This is a genomic window from Flammeovirga kamogawensis, from assembly GCF_018736065.1.
Classification (GTDB): Bacteria; Bacteroidota; Bacteroidia; order Cytophagales; family Flammeovirgaceae; genus Flammeovirga; species Flammeovirga kamogawensis.
Genome location: NZ_CP076128.1, coordinates 1850979 through 1870100, shown reverse-complemented (window position 1 = coordinate 1870100; position 19122 = coordinate 1850979). Strand labels below are relative to the sequence as shown.

Annotated in this window: 17 protein-coding genes; 6 read left to right on the top strand and 11 right to left on the bottom strand. The window is 32.4% G+C overall.

Annotated elements, in window-relative coordinates; genetic code table 11:
* Positions 1 to 48 precede the first annotated feature (48 nt).
* Both KM029_RS07295 and xerD read left to right on the top strand, forming a co-directional pair.
* Complete coding sequence (locus KM029_RS07295) at positions 49 to 357, top strand: hypothetical protein (RefSeq protein WP_144072649.1); 309 nt, start codon at positions 49 to 51, stop codon at positions 355 to 357.
* Positions 354 to 1259, top strand: coding sequence for a site-specific tyrosine recombinase XerD (gene xerD / locus KM029_RS07290; RefSeq protein WP_144072648.1), 906 nt, complete (start codon positions 354 to 356; stop codon positions 1257 to 1259). The genes KM029_RS07295 and xerD overlap by 4 nt, the downstream gene beginning before the upstream one ends.
* Positions 1260 to 1324: 65 nt before the next feature.
* On the opposite strand, the gene KM029_RS07285 is transcribed toward xerD, so the two are convergent.
* Together KM029_RS07285 and KM029_RS07280 are read right to left on the bottom strand one after the other, a co-directional pair.
* Entirely contained in the window at positions 1325 to 1702 is a 378-nt protein-coding gene (locus KM029_RS07285) for a DUF1987 domain-containing protein (protein ID WP_144072647.1), read from the bottom strand.
* Between the two features lie 12 nt (positions 1703 to 1714).
* On the bottom strand, positions 1715 to 2263 hold the full coding sequence (locus KM029_RS07280) for a SiaB family protein kinase (RefSeq protein WP_144072646.1): 549 nt from the start codon (positions 2261 to 2263) through the stop codon (positions 1715 to 1717).
* Positions 2264 to 2609: 346 nt separating this feature from the next.
* On the opposite strand from KM029_RS07280, the gene KM029_RS07275 reads away from it, so the two are divergent.
* The 4 genes from KM029_RS07275 (at position 2610) to KM029_RS07260 (ending at position 7086) form a co-directional block, all read left to right on the top strand.
* A complete protein-coding gene (locus KM029_RS07275; protein WP_144072645.1) occupies positions 2610 to 3707 on the top strand; it encodes a DUF1573 domain-containing protein in 1098 nt (365 codons plus the stop codon).
* A gap of 8 nt (positions 3708 to 3715) precedes the next feature.
* A complete protein-coding gene (locus tag KM029_RS07270) occupies positions 3716 to 4624 on the top strand; it encodes a hypothetical protein (protein ID WP_144072644.1) in 909 nt (302 codons plus the stop codon).
* Entirely contained in the window at positions 4624 to 5406 is a 783-nt protein-coding gene (gene murI, locus KM029_RS07265) for a glutamate racemase (RefSeq protein ID WP_144072643.1), read from the top strand. The genes KM029_RS07270 and murI overlap by 1 nt, the downstream gene beginning before the upstream one ends.
* Positions 5407 to 5526: 120 nt before the next feature.
* The gene (locus KM029_RS07260) at positions 5527 to 7086 is read left to right on the top strand and encodes a M20/M25/M40 family metallo-hydrolase (RefSeq protein ID WP_144072642.1); all 1560 of its coding nucleotides are present in this window, start codon (positions 5527 to 5529) and stop codon (positions 7084 to 7086) included.
* 79 nt (positions 7087 to 7165) lie between these two features.
* On the opposite strand, the gene KM029_RS07255 is transcribed toward KM029_RS07260, so the two are convergent.
* The 9 genes from KM029_RS07255 to KM029_RS07215 all read right to left on the bottom strand — a co-directional run bounded on the left by KM029_RS07255 (position 7166) and on the right by KM029_RS07215 (position 18995).
* Positions 7166 to 8152 (bottom strand): M43 family zinc metalloprotease, encoded by a 987-nt coding sequence (locus KM029_RS07255; protein ID WP_144072641.1) that lies wholly within the window; start codon positions 8150 to 8152, stop codon positions 7166 to 7168.
* Between the two features lie 6 nt (positions 8153 to 8158).
* On the bottom strand, positions 8159 to 8896 hold the full coding sequence (locus KM029_RS07250) for a hypothetical protein (RefSeq protein WP_144072640.1): 738 nt from the start codon (positions 8894 to 8896) through the stop codon (positions 8159 to 8161).
* Between the two features lie 216 nt (positions 8897 to 9112).
* Positions 9113 to 10459 (bottom strand): T9SS type A sorting domain-containing protein, encoded by a 1347-nt coding sequence (locus KM029_RS07245; protein ID WP_144072639.1) that lies wholly within the window; start codon positions 10457 to 10459, stop codon positions 9113 to 9115.
* Positions 10460 to 10552: 93 nt separating this feature from the next.
* A complete protein-coding gene (locus KM029_RS07240; RefSeq protein ID WP_144072638.1) occupies positions 10553 to 11986 on the bottom strand; it encodes a T9SS type A sorting domain-containing protein in 1434 nt (477 codons plus the stop codon).
* 169 nt (positions 11987 to 12155) lie between these two features.
* Positions 12156 to 13082, bottom strand: coding sequence for a T9SS type A sorting domain-containing protein (locus KM029_RS07235; RefSeq protein WP_144072637.1), 927 nt, complete (start codon positions 13080 to 13082; stop codon positions 12156 to 12158).
* Positions 13083 to 13208: 126 nt separating this feature from the next.
* Positions 13209 to 14120, bottom strand: a complete 912-nt coding sequence (gldA, locus tag KM029_RS07230; protein WP_144072636.1) for a gliding motility-associated ABC transporter ATP-binding subunit GldA — start codon at positions 14118 to 14120, stop codon at positions 13209 to 13211.
* Positions 14121 to 14155: 35 nt separating this feature from the next.
* On the bottom strand, positions 14156 to 15700 hold the full coding sequence (locus tag KM029_RS07225; RefSeq protein WP_144072635.1) for an FGGY-family carbohydrate kinase: 1545 nt from the start codon (positions 15698 to 15700) through the stop codon (positions 14156 to 14158).
* Positions 15701 to 15711: 11 nt separating this feature from the next.
* Positions 15712 to 17349 (bottom strand): FAD-binding oxidoreductase, encoded by a 1638-nt coding sequence (locus KM029_RS07220; RefSeq protein WP_144072634.1) that lies wholly within the window; start codon positions 17347 to 17349, stop codon positions 15712 to 15714.
* Positions 17350 to 17360: 11 nt separating this feature from the next.
* Positions 17361 to 18995 carry a glycerol-3-phosphate dehydrogenase/oxidase gene (locus KM029_RS07215; RefSeq protein ID WP_144072633.1) on the bottom strand — a complete coding sequence of 545 codons (1635 nt, stop codon included), beginning with the start codon at positions 18993 to 18995 and terminating at the stop codon, positions 17361 to 17363.
* Positions 18996 to 19122: the final 127 nt, after the last annotated feature.

The following is a 19122-nucleotide window of genomic DNA, read 5'->3' as shown; positions in this document are numbered from 1 at the left end:
TTTTTATAAAAGTCGATGTTTTTTCTTTTTCATAGCGTAAATTTCAATATGTATTTAGAAGCATGGAATAGATTAACGGAACGTTTTGAGATAGAAGAAACGTATAAGCCTCAAACTTTTGGAGATGCTGCAGATAAATTATCGGAGTATTTTGAATATTTGCTGCGTAACGATACATCAAAATTAATGAATGGTTTGTACCGTATTGATGTTAAGGAAGATTTAGTAAAAGAAGCTTTTGCACAAGGTAATATGACGGATATTGCTGATGCATTAGCTCGTTTAGCACTCAGGAGAGAATGGGAGAAGCAAAAAATGAGAGAGCGTTGGTCTAAAATGGATGGAGGCGATTTATGAATTGGAAAATAACCATTAAGGATTACGCTATGTATCTTAGGCTGGAAAGAGGTATGTCTAAGAATACAATAGAAGCATACATCAGAGATGTGAATAAACTAGTAGAGTACCTTGAGCTTTTAGAAAGTGATATTGTACCAGAAACACTCACACAAGATGAAGTCCTATTATTCATAAAATACTTGGATCAAGAATTTCATTTATCTACTAGGTCTCAAGCAAGAATTTTATCGGGTATTAAATCTTTCTATCAATTTTTAAACGAAAGTGATCAGACAGAAAATAATCCGGTGGAATTATTAGAATCACCTCGGTTACCTCAAAAGTTACCAGACACATTAGAGATTGAAGAGATAGATCAGTTAATTGATGCTATTGATTTAACAACCTATGAGGGGCGTAGAAACCAAGCAATTTTGGAAGTACTCTATGGTTGTGGGTTACGTGTATCAGAATTAATAAATCTTACACTAGATGGGCTGTTCTTTGAGGAAGGGTTTATAAAGGTGGTTGGTAAAGGTAATAAAGAAAGGTTTGTGCCCATTGGAGAAGAAGGCATGAAGCAAGTAAGTAACTACCTTAATGATGATAGAGGAACAAGGACAATAAAGAAAGGTTCTGAAAATATATTATTTTTAAATAGAAGAGGGGCCATATTAACTCGGGTTATGATTTTTACAATTATAAAGCGTTTAGCAGCCCAAATTGGTTTAAAGAAAAATATTAGTCCACATACGTTTAGACATTCTTTTGCTTCTCATATGGTAGAAGGTGGTGCAGATTTACGAGCTGTACAGGAAATGTTAGGGCATGAATCTATTACAACTACAGAAATTTATACCCATTTAAATAAAGAGTATTTACAACAAGTGGTTACTGAATTTCATCCTAGAGCACAATAAAAAAGGCTCTTACATTATGTATAAATGCAAGAGCCTAATTATAATATTTTTAAAATTGGTACTTATTAATAAGCAATAAGGTTGAAAGTAAGTTCAACATCATCAGCATACTCTTCACCACTTTCTAGCATATCTACGTCGTTTTCTTCGTAGTACCAGTTAACAGTAACTTTACCTTCTTTGTCGTTCTGATATTCTTCTAGTAAAGTAAGAATCTCTAAAAATCTTCTAGAAGATGACGTATTAAAATACGACATTTTAAAGTTCATTGTTACTTCTCTACCAGCTTGCTCTAAAAAATCTTCTAGCCAGCTAAAGATTGGGCCAAAAAACTCAGTAGTATATTCGTGGTATGATTCACCTTCTAATTCTAAAACTCCTGTTTCAGCATTGAAGTCTATTCTTGGTATATAGGTAGATCCGTCAATATGGAAGTTTTCCATGCTTAAATACGTTTATAGTTCTTTGTTAACTCTAACTGATAATATAAAAAATGATCTAGTATCGTCGTAATCTTTTATGTTAATTTCGATTGGATTACCAGACTTTCTAACCATATCAATAAAACCGAGGTTTGCACCAGGTTTACCTTCACGCTGAGGCATTTTCCTTTGCTCTCTGTAAAAAGCTTTTAGTTTATCAGCGTCTAATCCGTTGATATAGTTAGCTCTTTCAATCAATGGAGGTACTTCGTGTTTATCTATACAGTTTCCAGAAGTAATCACATAATGTTGATCATCTTCAGCAACAGCTACAATTCCCACGCCAATATCTCTTCCATCTTTCTCAGAGTATTGTTTTTCTGCAGAATAATGGTGAATATTTTGTGCCATTTCAATGACAATTGCAAATAGTCGCTTTGCTATAACCCTACTATCGGGAGTGTTACGTAAACTTTTACCAATTAGTGCAAGTACATCTTGAGAAAAGATGCCTTGAAATGCCAAAGAAATTTTCTTGGCAGATAATTGCTGCTTGAAAGTTTTTACGCTAAAATGCTCCATGTACGCCATAATTCTACAGGCCGATTGCGTTTATTCGTTAAAAAAATCTCTAATCTATTAATGTTTTTAGTGCTTAAACTTTCACATTAATATTGTTTAAATAGAAAATGTTATTTCAATTATACTATTTTTTTTGTAAAAAATTAAGAATCAAATAGATTATTAAGGAATATACAAGTTATTTGCAGTGAAATAAGTATTGTAATCGTTTATAAATTGCTTGATTCTACTTATTAAAGTATTCAAATTTTTACATCTTATAATCATAACGGGAAAAAATGATTATCAGTATATAAATGTTCTTTTTATTTTTGTAAATAATTAGAGAGCCTTAATTTTAATAATAATGAAAAATAATATAATATATCCTTTTTTGATTTTCCTTTGTTACTCAATGTTATCATTAAATACTTATGCCCAGTCTAAAATAGTATTTGAGAAAACGGTACATGATTTTGGTGATATCAATGAAATAGATGGAGATGCAGATGTAATCTTTGACTTTACAAACCAAGGGAATAAATCATTAATTCTTACGAGTGTAAAAGCAAGTTGTGGCTGTACAACTCCTAATTGGTCTACAGACCCAGTTGCCGTAAAAGAAAAAGGTTTCATTCAGGTGAGTTACAGTACTAAAAATAGACCAGGACCTTTTACTAAAACAATTTCTGTGAGAACCAATGGTACTCCACAAGTTTTATTATTAACCATTAAGGGTAATGTTAAACCAAGGCCTAAAGGACCTAAAGATTGGTACCCAATGGAAGTCGGTAATTTAAGGTTTAAAACAACGCATGTTGTATTTGGGAATATTCTAACTACTGAAAAAGATACCTTGTCAACAATAATTTACAACCAAGGTGACCTACCTATAAAATTAAAGTTTGATGAGGTAAAAGTACCTGAGTACATTAAAGTTTGGGGTTCAGCAGATAAATTATCTCCAAAAGATACGGTAACGCTGTTCATTAGTTATGATGCAGCAATGAAGAATGACTACGGCTATTTATTTGAATATTTTCAATTGCCTACTAATGATATGAATACGCCAAGAAAGCGAATTAACATTAGTAGTCATATCAAAGAAGATTTCTCTGAAGTTGAAAATAGTGGTACTCAGCCAGAAGTTTCTTTCGATAAAGATGTCATTGATTTTGGTATAATGAAAGCACTTGATAAAGAAAAAGGTTCTTTCACAATTACAAATAATGGTACAGCAGAGCTTATAATTCGTAAAGTGAAAGCATCTTGTGGCTGTACAGCTACCAAACCTCAAAAAACGCAATTGGCACCAGGAGAAAGTACTAAACTAGATGTTACTTTTAGTGCTGGTAATTACAATAGAGAGGTAACGAAAACAATATCTATTGTAACAAACGATCCTAAGAATGCGGAAAAAACATTGTCTATTAAGGCGAATGTGAAATCAAATGAAGAAAATTAATCGCCGAAATGACGAATAAAATAAAGATTCTTATTGGAGTTAATCTATTGCTTGTATTGGCAATAGGTTTCTCTTTTTTTAATTTCTCTGCCAGTACAAAAACAAATGGAGAAGCATTTTTTAATCTAGAGGATCTATCACAGTTATCAAAGTTTGTAATTGACGGACATGAAATTGTGAAAGAAGATGATGGTAGATGGATAATGGATGGTACAATTGATGTGGCACCTAGAAAAATGGGAATGTTGTTTCAAGCACTTCAAAAAGTTCAAACTATTGAAGAAAAAGAAGCAATGCCTACTGCAGGGAAAGAAGTTGTGATCTACATAGCCGGCGCTCCAATATTTACGGGTACAATTGCTTCGGAAAGTGATGCCGTATCTTATGGAAAGAAACAAGGGCAAGTATATTCTATTGAAATACCAGGGCAGTTTGTGGCAATCGAAGAGATTTTCACTCCTTCTTCATCAACTTGGAGAGATAAGACACTTTTTAGAACTTCTTGGAGAACGTTAAAAAAGTGGTCTGTTGTATACAACAATAATCCAGAGAACAATATTGATATCACATTTAAAGATCCTTTTTATAATGTAAAAGGTATTACTGCATTAGATTCTGCAGCGGTATATCAATATGTAACTTCTTTACCAAGAATACAGGCATTGTACATTGAGAACAGAGCCTCTTTTGTAGAAGATACCGTTTCGAAATTTCGTCCTTTTTGTCAGATTAAGATGGAAGACTTAGTAACTGCTTACAATACAGAAGTAAATATATACCCGTTTGATAATAAGGTGTTTGCTTATCTTCCTAAAACAAAAGAAGTTACAGAAATTGACCCTAAGAATGTGCAAAACTTATTAGTTTCTTGGCATTTCTTTGATGCAAATGATCCGCGTAAAAAAGCACAAAAATAATGATTGGGTTCTTTGATTCAGGTGTTGGAGGATTATCAGTTTGGAGCGCTTTTCAGGAAGAAGCACCTACTTTGCCTTTGTTGTATTTTGCAGATCAGGAGTATTGCCCTTATGGTGAGAAATCTCATGATGAATTAATAGATAGGGCAGATAAAATAACTGCATTTTTAATAGCTAAAGGAGCCAAAATAATTGTTGTAGCTTGTAATACTGCTACGGCCGCAGCTATTGAATTTCTTAGAAATAAATATACAATTCCGTTTGTTGGTATGGAACCAGCAATAAAAACGGCAGCGTTGGCTTCATCCACCAAAGCTGTTGGAGTTTTAGCTACAGAAGGAACATTTTCTGGTCGTCTTTTTAACGAGACTAAAGAAAAGTATGCAAAAGGTGTAAACGTTATTATACAGGCCGGAAAAGGGATGGTAGATCTTGTAGAAAATCAGCTAATAGGAACGCCGACCTCACATAAAGTGTTAGCAGGTTTATTGGTAGAAATGATAACTCATAATGTAGATCATATAGTATTAGGGTGCACACATTATCCTTTCTTAAAAAATGATATTCAAGAAATTGTTGGTAGTGAGGTAAAATTAATTGATCCTGCTCCTGCTGTGGTGAGGCAAATCAAAAGAATAATTAAAAAAGAAAACCTAGTTTTTGATAACAATGGGAAGTATCAATTTTATACCTCAAACCCAAATGTTTCAATGTTTCAAGAGCAAGTAATACATTTAGTTCATATGGCTAAAAATAACAGATTTATTACTTGCACTTTTTAATCTGATCTTGATCATCAGTTCTTCATTATTAACGATTTATATTTCTTTATCTTTTTAATAAACACGAATTTCGAAATTCAGCAACCTACCTATAAATTTATTGACCTATTTACCATAAATATGAAAATTTCACACATTTATCTAACCGTTTTAGCTTTCGCTTTTACTACTTCAATTTTTGCACAATCACCAAAAGAAAAAGGCCTTGAGGCAATTGATGAAGGGACTATTAGTGCTACAATTAATTACTTGTCTTCTGATTGGATGGAAGGTAGAGAAGCAGGTCACCCAGGTGCATACAGAGCTGCAGAATATATTGCAAGTATGTTTGAGTTTATGGGTTTAGAGCCTGCAGGTGATAGTATAAATGGTAAACCAACCTATTTCCAACATTTTGATGTTCTTGAATATAAAGCTGCCGAAAAGCAATTTTTATCAGTTACTTCTAAAGGGCAAGAATTTACTTTTGCTAACCACACAGACTTTGAAGTAAAAGCGTCACCTAGTTCTGTAAAAGGTAAAGGAGCATTAGTATTTGTGGGATATGGCTTATCAATTGATTCATTAAATTATAACGATTTCGCTAAAAAGAAAGTAGAAGGTAAAGTTTGGGTTCGCCTTAAAGGAAAGCCATCTAAAGGACAATTAGGGGAATCAGTAAAAGATTTACCTGCTAAGCAGTTACATAAAGAAAAAGAGAGATTAGCAGAACAATATGGAGCTTTGGCAATTATAGAAATTGATCCTGAAGCAAGCTTGCCAACTACATCAAGTAATTTTCCTTTTAGAGATAATAGAAAATATTATGAAGGAGATCAGCCTCTGTCTTCTTTTTACGAAACTCGTTTGTATAGTCCTGTAAGTGAAGTGAGCAAAATAGCTCCTGTATTTATGGGAGGGCAATATTTAATGTCTTCTTTAATAACGCCAGCAGAAGTTGCTAATTATACACAAAATTTAGAAAATGGTAAATCTATTGTGGTTAAGCTAGAAGCATCTAAAGCCGCTTTTGATGCAAGAAGTTTAGCAAAAAGAGTGAGAGTAAGAAATGTACTTGCTAAGGTATCTGGAGAGGAAGCAGATAGTTTAGTATTGATTGGTGCACATTATGATCATCTAGGAAAGAGAGATGGCTATGTGTGGAATGGTGCAGATGATAACGCATCTGGTGTAGCAGCAATTTTAGGTATTGCAAAGGCTGTTAAAGCTACTGGAGTAAAACCTAAAAAGACAATGTTGTTTGCATCTTGGACGGCAGAGGAGAAAGGGTTGCATGGTTCTAAGCATTTTCTCAGAAAGTTTGAAAATGCGTCTCATATTTCTATGTATTTAAATTTTGATATGATTGGTAGAAGAGGCGATTGGCATAGTAAAGACAATCAAGTTAGTTTTATTTATAATGCAGAAAATCCATCAACGTGGGAGCTAAATCAAAATAATATAAAACAATACAATATTGATCTAGAAATGTTTGATGGTAAAACTAAACAAGGTGAAGCAGGAGGTTCTGATAATGTGAACTTTGATAACGCTTATGTTCCTTATTTTTGGTACCATACAGGAGGGCACGAAGATTACCACCAAGTATCTGATCATGCTGATAAAATAATGATGGATAAGGCAACTGAAATTACAAAGTTGAGCTATCTAAATATTTGGGATCTAGCAAATGAGGAATAAACCATAAAAGGATTTATAACAAAAAGAGAGATGCATTTTTAAGTTGCATCTCTCTTTTTTTATGAAGTGAAAAGGAAAATTATAACCAATCTTCTAGTGTTTTTCTCATTTTTTCAACTTGTCCTTTTGTGAACATCACTCTTTCTAATTTTTTTGTGTAGTTCATATAATTTTGAGAATTGATAATTTTTCCATTTACCTCAACATTTAAATTATCAGAAATTATATGAGTCCAAGGGGTGTCGTCAATGCCATCATCATGGAGTGCAATAAAGTATTTATTTTGTTGTGGCGTTCTACTTACATGATTGAGAACAATCAAATTATCTCTTTCATTAAAAGGCAACGAAGTCATACCAAAAATGTGTTTTAAACCCAACCAATGGCCAATCTCGTGGGTAATAATTTCAATGCTTAACCTATCTGTATTAAAACTCTTGTGATCTAGAAAAATTCCACTTAATAAAGAGGAACGATCAAACGTTTCGCCTTGTAAAGATATACGGTCATATGGAGGTGGCAGTGTAACTTTATTTTGATCTTTCTGATCATTATCTGCTACAACTAATCCGCTTGTTAGGTGTGGGAGATCAGTAATAATAATGTTTAGAAACTTCCTTCCGTCTGTCTTTATTTTTTTACTTTCAAACTCCTTTACCGTTCTAATAAGATCTTTAGAAATACTTCTTTCGCTAACTTTAGGGTATTTTGTTTTTATTGAAACAAATCCTTTTTGCTGATTTTCTTTTTCGGTAGCAAGGTAAAATTCAATATTTGGATTTGCAGAAATATCTACAAATTGATCTACTATTGTGAATCTATTTGCATTCTGGAATTGAAAATTAATATTGATAAGTTGAACGATACTTTCTAGTTCTTTTTTAGAAGGTAGTTTATTATTATCAAACGCTACGTAATGAAAAACAACGGGAACTCTATATGTAATTCCTATTGGATTATCTGTTTTAGCCTCCAATTTTTCAGTTTTTGAAATAGCAAACTCTTCATTTTTCTGACATCCAAATAATGTTGTAATGAGAAGAAGAGAGAAGTAGATGTTTTTCATGTATGATTATTTCAATGATGAGATTTTTGAAAGAATAAGCGGCATTACTCGAGAGTATGTTTCTTCTGATAAGTAATAGAATAGGTTACTTAAATTACGTTCTGTGATATCTACTTTTTTATCAATTTCTATAAAATGAGTTCCTTCGTTTTTATGGTGTTTCAACTTACTAATTTTTAAATCTTTATTTCCACCTTCAGCCAATCCATTTATGTTTGATTGGTAGTAAAACACCTTATTATTTCTCATTTCATTTTTGTGGATTCCATATAAATGAAAATTAAAGTCTACATTACCACATACAGCAATCTTACCATTTAAATGAACATCTTCTGGGTGGGGCCCAATTAGGTTACCTTCTACAATTAAATTTGCGTTTTTATCATTTAAAAACTGTATAGCTTCAACGTTATGTTCAGGAGTTCCCAAAATAAGATTCCCTTTAATAACTAAATTTCCATAGTTAATTAAAGCACTATTTTCGAACAATGTTAGGTTACCATAAACTACTAATGTATCTGTAGCCTGAATAACAATTTTTTTATTGGCAGGTACTCTAACTTTTCCATTTATATACACCACATGTCCAATGCCTTTTTTATACTCTTCTCCATTAGAAGTTTCTAAATTGTGCTTAACAGTGTATATTTTTTTGCTATGAGCTTTACCATATACTTTTATATGTTCGTGAACATTTTGTGCCTTAGTTGTAAAAGCTAACGAGAACATTACGACTGTTGCCATTACCTTGAAAGCAGTTTTTAAATTACAGTAAATGTCTAGAGAGGTTGAGGTGTTTAACATAGAAATAGTAATTAGATTTATTTGGTTTTATGACAGCTATAGCTCATTGAATGTCAGTTTTATTTAGATTTATTAATGGATGAAAAAATAAGCACCCCATTAAAAATGAGGCGCTTACTAACTAATTGTCTGTTCTATATTATCTATAGTATAAATCTAATTCTTTATAATTTTTTTCTGATAAATGCGCTTATTTCCTTGTAGAACTTCTAATACATACACTCCTTGAGATAAGCCAGATACATCAAATTTTTGAGATGAATATTGAGATGAACTACTCGTTAATTTCGTTTTAACACCTGTACTTGTGTTAATTAAATAGTAATCCATTGGAGTATCATCAATAGAGTTTGTTTCTACTTTAAGAAAGTCCGTAGTAGGATTAGGGTAAACACTCACATCTACTTTAGTATCTTCATCGCTCATTACGGCTTGAATCCACGATTCTGATTTTCCATCAAAATCAAATTGTGTTAACCTGTAATAAACGGTTCTGTTTTTATCTGTGGGAACATCAATTTTGTATTGCTTTACTGTATTCGAATTACCTTGCCCTTCAACTTCATCAATTTTTTCAAAATTCTTTTTATCATAAGATTTCTCAATAGTAAAGTGACTGTTATTAATTTCTTGAGCAGTGGTCCATTTGATAGCTGTAAAAGACTCTTCTTGAGTACAAGAGAAGCTTGAGAGTTCTACTGGGAGGTCCAAACCAAGGTAAGGTTTTAATTTTTGTAGAGGTATATTTTGGCCTAACCCTGCATGTTTTTTTCCTTTACTTAATTGAGCTGACATTACATGTTTTTGAGGATCGTGAATTTTAACTTTTTCAAATTTATCTTTTACTTCATTAAAATAAAAATTAGCTTCTGATGGAGATTTGTGTTTATGAAAATGGAAAGCAACATTTTCTTCAATTGCTATATTTCCTTTAAAAGTACAACCATGGGGATGTTGACCAATTAAGTTACCTTGTACATATAAATCTCCTGTATTTATAAAGTTTGTATGATCTTGATGTCCTAATATTGAATTTTCGCTATAATTACCTATAAAAAGGTTTCCTTCTATAATAACTAAACGTCCTTCATTTTTTAGAGTTCCTTCAGTTTTTAAATACACATTTCCTTGTATTAATAAAGTTTGTCCAACTGGAATATGTAATGTGCTACCTGATTTGATAGTTACATTACTATAAATACCTGTGTATTTTTTCCTATTAAATGGTTTTCCATCTTTTAAACCTTCACCAGCTTTAAATGTTCCTTTTACAAGAAAACCTTTGTCATTATTTGGTTTGTATCGATCAAAAACTTGATATTCAGTTATATTTTTATATACATACTTAAAACGAAAAGTATCCGTTGGAAGTGTTTGTCTATTTAATGTTTTTTTAATGGTACCTTTTTGAGCTATACTATCATTACCTAAGGTAATTAGCATTAAAAAACTAATTAAAGTGACTATTTTGAAGCTATTATAATTATGTGAAAAACTTTTCATAGAATCAGATTTTTAGTTATTATATCTTGTAGACAGCTAGCCAAATTCTGTAGACAGCAGCATTAAGATCTGTTGAATTCTGTTGTGTTTTATTTACTTCTTAATCACTTTATTCTGATAAATACGCTTATTGCCTTGAATGATTTCCAATATATATATCCCTTGAGATAAGCCAGATACATCAAATTTTTGAGAAGTATATTGAGATGAACTACTCGTTAATTTCGTTTTAGCACCTGTACTTGTGTTAATTAAATAGTAATCCATTGGAGTATCATCAGTAGAATTTGTTTCTACTTTAAGAAAGTCCGTAGTAGGATTAGGGTAAACACTCACATCTACTTTAGTATCTTCATTGCTCATTACGGCTTGAATCCACGATTCTGATTTTCCATCAAAATCAAATTGTGTTAACCTGTAATAAACGGTTCTATTTTTATTATCTATGGGAACATTAATTTTGTATTGCTTTACTGTATTCGAATTACCTTGCCCTTCAACTTCATCAATTTTTTCAAAATTCTTTTTATCATAAGACTTTTCAATTGTAAAGTGACTGTTATTAATTTCTTGAGCAGTAGCCCATTTGATAGCTGTAAAAGATTCTTCTTGAGTACAAGAGAAGCTTGAGAGTTCTACTGGGAGGTCTTTAAATTGTTTTGTTAGGTAGGGTTGAAGTTTTAGTAAACTTTCTTTTTTTATAGGATTTTTATTACAGATTTTCTTAAAGTATTCTTTGTAAGGTAGATTTGTAATTTTATTATGATTTCTATCTTTTTCTTTATCTTCTTTATCTATTTTTTTTTCCCCTCTACTATATTTTTTGCTAGCTCTATTCTTACTATCCAGTTTCATTATAACTTCCGTTCCTTCATTAGCTTTAGCACTAAAATCATTATTTCTATAATAAAATACTCCACCTTTTGGATTGATAGTATTTTCATTTAAATGGAAATGGTACATTACATTTTGTATTACAGCAATATTTCCTGCTATTGTAGAACCATGAACATGCTGACCTACTAGCCCTTGAGTGATATATAAGTTTGCATTTGGCTTATTTTGGAAATTTACAATATATGACTCTTGACCTGCTGTAACTTGATCACCAATAAATAAAGAACCTCTTATAACTAAATTGCCCTCATTAATTAATGTAGAACCTGGAAGAGCTGTTAATTTACCATATATAACTAAAGTATGTCCTTTTTTAATAGTTAAACTTTTTCCACTTAAGATTTTTACTTTACCTATAATAAAAGTATAATCTTGTTGTGTTTCTTCTTTTGTTTCAATTAAGAATTCGCCTATTTTTTGAGGAAATGTATATCTAACAAAATCTTGGTATTCATCAAGTTTATAGTGTTTCTGTATATAATGAAATTTTACATTCTTTGAATATTTGGTATTAGCAAAACTGAAATTTACATCTTCAGAAAACCCATCCACATTTATCATTAAAAATGAGACTAGACTAATTAAAGTGAATATTTTAAAGCGACTATTTGATAGGTGTAAATTTTTCATAGAAACAGAAATTTAGTTCTTGTCTTTTATAGACAGGTAACCTAATTGAACAGGCAGAAGTATTAAGATCTGTTGAATTCTATTTCCTTTTATTCACACTTTTTGAGTGACAATAAAAAAACACCTTCCAAAAAGAAAGGTGCTCTTAAATTTTAATGAATCGAAGTACTTATATTTTAATGATTTTATCTTGATAAATCACTTGATTTCCTTTTGTAATTTCTATGATGTATATACCATTTGCTAAATGAGTAAGATCAAAGGTTTGTGTTGCATAAGAAATAGAAGTATTATTTAGTTTATGTCTACTACCGTTACTAGCATTTACAAGGTAAAACTCCATTAGTTCTTTATCATTTATAGTAGTTTGAACTCTTAAATATTCAGATGTTGGATTAGGATAGATATTAAAGCTAATATCGTTATTAGTACCTGCAACACTTTGTATCCAAGCTTCAGATTTACCATCAAAATCAAATTGTGTAAGTCTATAATAGGTTGTTTTATTGTTCTCTAATCGGTCACTACTTTCATAATAAACATTACTGTTCGTATTTCCGTGTCCGCCAACAGAATCAACAAAAACATAATTTTTTCTATCATAAGATTTTTCAATAATAAAATGACTATTATTTATTTCTTGAGCGGTTTCCCAATAAATATCTACATTTTTATTTTTATCAACTTCAATATTATAACTAATTAATTCTACAGGAAGATCTGAAGTATGGTGTATTTCACCTCCGTTAATTGTTGTAACTTCTCCATTACCAGGCTTAATTATACGATCAACATATAGATCACCGCCATCTACAAGTACAACTCCATTTCCGGCAGCTTTTAGGTTGCCATAAATAATTAACTCACCGCCATCAACAGTAATTTGTCCGTTACCTGTTACGTTAACATCTCCATTAATAGTTAAAGTACCTTGGATAATATAATGAGTTCTCCCACTAACATCTAAAGAAGGTAGGAGTTGAGAATCTCCAACAGGAATAACTATATCATTACTAATTTTAGCATGAATAGTATTGGAAATTACAGATAATAAAATTAGACTTAGAAATAGAAATAAGTATTGTAGCTTTTTCATAAATCAGTGTTAATGTTTGATTTATGAAACGGTAGTGGCTAAAATGAAGACAAATTCATTTATTGTTATTCGCTAACATTGACACTCATTTTTTAAATTATGTTATCAAGTAGAGAGTGTGTTTTATTAACCTTGAGCTAACTGTGTAAAGATTTCTTCCATAGATTGAATCTGCATATTCATTTCTATAATGGCTTGATTTTCAGTTGCTGATTTTCTGAAAATATCACCTCTTAAATCTAAATCGTTGGCATAGTAAACAAGAACGTTGGCAGGGTCTATAATTTCAATTTTTTCTACACCTTCAATACTTGATAAAAAAGCAGCAGAAGTAGGCGATTCAAATTTAAGGTTTAGTGCTGTTTTTGCTCCATAATGACGTAAGTTTTCTACTTTATCGTCGGCAACTAAATCACCTTTTCTAATAATAACAACACGGTCGCAAAGTATTTGTACTTCTTGCATTATGTGCGTAGAAAGCATAACAGTTTTATTCTGACTTACTTTTTTTATTAAAGCACGAATATCTTCTAATTGAATGGGATCGAGACCTGTAGTAGGTTCATCTAGAATAAGCACTTCAGGATCGTGTATTAAAGCTTGAGCAAGGCCAACACGCTGTCTATACCCTTTTGATAAAGCTCCAATTTTCTTTTTGCGTTCACGAGTAAGACCAGTAAGCTCAATCATCTCGTCTACACGTTGCTTTCTTTTCTGCCCTTTTATATTGTATATAGCAGCTGAATATTCTAAATATTCTCTGACATACATATCTAAATAAAGAGGATTGTGTTCTGGTAAATACCCTACCATTTTACGTACCTCGATAGGGTTTTCGACAACATCATAGTCGCAAATTTTAATTGTTCCTTCTGTAGGAGGAACATAACAGGTAGCAATTTTCATTGTTGTAGATTTTCCTGCACCGTTTGGTCCTAGAAAACCTAAAATCTCTCCTGGCTTTGCTTCAAAACTGATATTATTAACGGCTTTTTGTTCACCGTACACTTTTGTCAAATTCTCTACTTTGATACTCATAAGGCGAAGATATAAAAGAGCAACGTATATTAGAACTAGATTTTAGGATAGCCTGTAATTTTTTGAATTTTTTCGTAGATAGGTTTTAAACGAGGGTACATTTGTAGGTAGACATCTTTGTACAATTGATCATAAATTGCTACTTCTTTTTTATTAGGGTAGAACGTCTTTTTTATATGTGTCATTTCTTTTATGGCACTTTCATAAGTATGTAAACCCAGTCCTATAAACCCTAACATAGCAGCCCCTAAAGCAGAAGTTTCGAAGGTATGCGGACGGTGTGTTGGTAGGTTAAAAATATTAGCAGTAAGCTGCATGGCTTCATCACTTTGAGAACCTCCTCCAGAAATTCTTAATTCAGTAATTTTATTTCCTGTTTTTTCTTGAGTCTGCTCAGCTCCATTTCTTAAAGCATATCCAATACCTTCTAAAATTGCTTTATAAATATGAGCTTTGGTATGTACATCACCAAAACCAATAATACTTCCTTTTGCTTCTTTTCCTGGTGATTTAATTCCTGGCGACCAAAAAGGTTGAAGTGTTAGTCCCATTGCACCGGCAGGAATATCCTTGATCATTTCATCAAAAATTGATTCAGCTGCAATACCAAGTTCTTCAGCTTGTAAAACCTCTCTACTTCCAAATTCTTTTTTAAACCAGCTAACCATCCAATAGCCTCTATAAACCATTATTTCAGTATTAAAACACCCTTTTATAGCACTGGTATATGGAGGGAAATAGGGGATAATCTCTTTATATTTTTTGATATTAGTAGAGAAAGTTGCTGTTGTCCCAAAACTCAAGCACCCTACATTAGATGTATAAGTTCCCGTACCTAACAATTCACACGCTTTATCTGAAGCTGTAGAAATTACGGGTAACTGTACAGGTATGCCTGTTTCTTTTGCAGCTTTTTCAGTTATATTCCCAATTACTTCTCCTACATCAATCAATTCTGGTAATTTATTGAGTGCTATAGGAAACATTTTACTTTTAACATCCCTTTTTGAAGCCCAATCTCCCGTTTTATGATCAAAAGGTACGTAACCCACCATATTACCTTTTGTTTCAATAAAGCGGTTAGTTAGTTGATAATGAAAGTAGCCAGATAAGAATAAAAATTTATGCGTTTTATTCCAAATATCTGCTTCGTTTTGGCGGATCCAATTGGCTTCAGATTCTGTTATTGCATGTTCTACAATACTGTAAATGCCAATACCTTTCATGGCAGTTCTTAACCACCAATTGGGGAAAGCTTCTACCTTTGCTTTCCTTTGGTCGAGCCATAAAATTGCAGGGCGCAAGGGGTTGCCTTCTTTGTCTACATTAATAACCGTTCCTCTCTGTGTGGTAACGGTTATCCCTAGTAATTGCTCTTTTAAAGAAGTATTTTCGTTAAAAAGTTGTTGTGTAGTTGTACAGAATACGTCCCAATAGTAAGCAGGATTTTGTTCTGCCCATCCTGCTTTATGAGAAAAATAAGGAGTAATAGGTGTCTTAACTAAGGCACAAATATTTCCTTTTTTATCAATAATCGAAGCTCGGATGGATTGCGTTCCCGCATCAATAGATAAAATCATGGACTGAAAATTTAATCGAATAAAGCACCTGGATTCATCACACCATTAGGGTCTAAATCTTTTTTAATACTTTTCATTAATTCGAAAGAACGTTCGCCTAATTTATCTTTCATCCAAGGTGCAAGAGCTCTACCAATTCCATGATGATGAGAAAGTGAGCCTTTGTTTGCTAAAATGGTATCTACTAATCCAGAATGGAATGTTTTATAATCTTCTGATGGTGCCGATTTGTCCGTTGGTGTAATAAAAGTGAAATACAGGTTTGCTCCATTTTCATATACATGAGAGATATGGCACATACAAACTGTATTGGGTCTTGCTTTTATATATGTTCGTACATTTTTCCAAAGTTTTTCAATATCATACCACATAGCAGCTGTTTCTATGGTATCAGTCATTAGCCCTAAGTCCATCAAAGGCTCTCTCATGTAAGCAGAATGATAACGTTGGTCTAACCATTTTCTGGTAGGTTTACTACCAATACTTCTACCACCAAATTTCTTAGCAGTTACTTTTATTTTATCAACTACAAAAGAAGTATAATCACTATCACCTTCAACAGAAATAAACATTAAAGACCTGTTATTAGGTTTATACCCCAAAGCTTTTAGTGCTTTATCAGAAAAAGAACCTTCAAAACCTTTCATTCTAAAAGCTACTTCTGTTTCTTCATGATCAGAAATTCTGAAAAGGTGAGGTAACCCAAATTGGCCTTGAATACATGCACGCATTGCCGCAGCAGCATTTTCAAAATCCTTGAAGATAATACAGGCATTTCTACGGTTTTTGACATTAAGTTTTCTCACTTTCATTGTTACTTGAGTAATTACACCAAGTGTACCCTCAGAACCAATAAATAAAGGCATAATATCAAAACCTTGGGCAGACTTTGGATAGGTTTCATTCTGAATAATTCCAGATGGAGTATATGCTTTTAGACTCAAAACCATATCTTCAATTTTACCATAACCAGTAGAACATTGGCCTGCACCTTTAGCAGCTACCCAACCACCAAGCGTAGAAAATTCAAAAGATTGAGGGAAATGCCCACAAGTATATCCTTTACTATTTAGAAACTTTTCTAACGATGGACCTGTAATTCCAGACTGTGCTGTAACGGTTTGACTTACTTCATCAAAACTAATAATCTGATTTAAATGAGCAGTTAGATCTAAGGCAATTCCGCCATCTGGCAAACCAACTCCTTTTGTAACAGAAGAGCGTAACCCTTGAGGCACTACAGGAATTTTCCATTGTTGGCAACGCTGTAAAATTGTCTCTATTTGTGCTTCATCAATAGGAGTGATAATTAAATCAGGAGGTGTAAGTACTTGTTCTTGGCGTAGTTGCATTAATTCACCATAAAACTTTCCTGCAGAGTGTTTTACCCTATCAAAATCAGATGTTTTTATATTTTCTGCACCAACAATATCTGTAAATTCTAAAACATATTTAGGTGGTAGCCCAATAGGTTTTTCTAGTGTAATTTCTTTTTCACCAGGTAGAAATGTAGGAAGGTTAACCTCGGTAATAGGTATTCCTACTAACTCTTGAATAGTTTTTTTGCCTTGCTCATTTAATTTTTCTTCGTAGTGTGGGTTTCCCCAGCGCAAGACTTGTCTGTATGTGTTTTTTAATTTTGATTTCATTTCAAAAAATATTAATCTTCCTCAAGAAGTTGGTAGTGTGTAAGTAGGTTTTCTATTTGCTGCGTGATTACTAGATCAGAATACCCTAATTTTTCTTGTAAAATTACTGAGACCATATCAATTAAAACAGTATTAGGTTTTCCTAAAGTGCCTAAACCTGTTCTTCTTAAAAATATATCTTCTAAGGTAAATGCCATTTCATTTTCAATAGCATGGTATACTTGTGTTATAATTTCCCCATCTGCATTTAGTAATGTAGGATTATGCTCTTCATTTACAAAGCGCTTTAAAATACTTTCAGATTCCTCTCCATACATACCTATAAATGTCCATAACATGTGTTGAGATAGGTAAGGGAATTGAAGTTTTAAATATTCATGATATTGGTGTAAATTGGTGATTTTACACCCAAATAATGGAATTTTTGCTGTTTTTTGACGGTCATTTTCTAAAGTGATTTCTGATGAAAGTTTAGCACTTACAATCTCAGCTAAGTGCCTAGAAGTGGTGTATTTTCCTCCTTCAACAGTATACAATCCAGGGTATCCGTCTGCCGTGTGATTTATAACTTCATGCTTGCGGGATTGATCGTATGTATTTTCTGTTTGATGATCTACCAATGGACGTAAACCGCCATAATAATAACAGACATCTTTATAAGAAAGTTGACCATCACCGTAACAAGCATTTATTTCTTCTATTAATTCTTCTATACTTTCTTTGCTTACTTTCCAATCGTCAACTTCTCCAGTATATGGTTTGTCTGTAGTTCCAATTATAGAATGTCCTCTCCAAGGGAGTACCATAACATGCCTTCCTTTAGGGGTAACTAAAGCAATAGCATGTTGTCCACCAATTGCTTTGGTTACAATATGAATACCTTCTGAACGTAAAGTCGCTTTGTCTGTTTTTGGTGCATTTTTAAATTGTAGAATATCGTTTGCCCAAGCACCTCCACAGTTAATAACCACTTTTGCTAAAAGTTTAATGGGAGTATCGTTAATAAGATCACGACCTATAATACCTTTAACTCTTCCATCTTTAATAATAAAGTCTTCAACTTTTGCATAATTTGCGACTTCTGTATTGTATTGCATTGCAGATTTTATAAAACTTAATGTAAGTCTTTCTGCATTGGCATTTTGGCAATCGTGATAGATATAACTTCCTAATAACCCCTCTTTACGTATATCTTGCTCTCTAATTAATGTTTTTTTAGCACTGTAATAGTCATAATTCTCAAGGGCATTTTCTTTTAAAAGTGTGTCTTTTTTGTCAAAAGAAAGGTAGTCGTACATTTCCATTCCAGCTTTAAGGAGCCACTTATCTTTATAAGAATAAAGTGGAAGCATAAATGGAATGGGGCGGACAAAATTTGGTGCAATATTAGATAAACGTAAACGCTCTTTGAGAGATTCTCTAACAAGACCTAGTTCTAAATTTTTTAAATAGCGTAATCCTCCATGAATAAGTTTAGAAGTAGCGGCAGAAGTACCTCCACCAAAGTCACCTTTTTCTACCAAAGCAACAATAGCACCTTTACAACTTAGTTCATAAGCAATAGCAGCACCGGTAATTCCTCCTCCAATAATGATGGCATCATAATGTGGCTGAGAAAACCCTCTTCTATTCATAGGATGTATCATATTCACTATTTATTTAATGAGTTGACAAATAATGAATTTTTATTCAATTATAATAATGTTTTTCTTATTCGATGCATATTTCTATTTATTCTACCTTCTAAAACACAAAAAGACTACTTCATATATA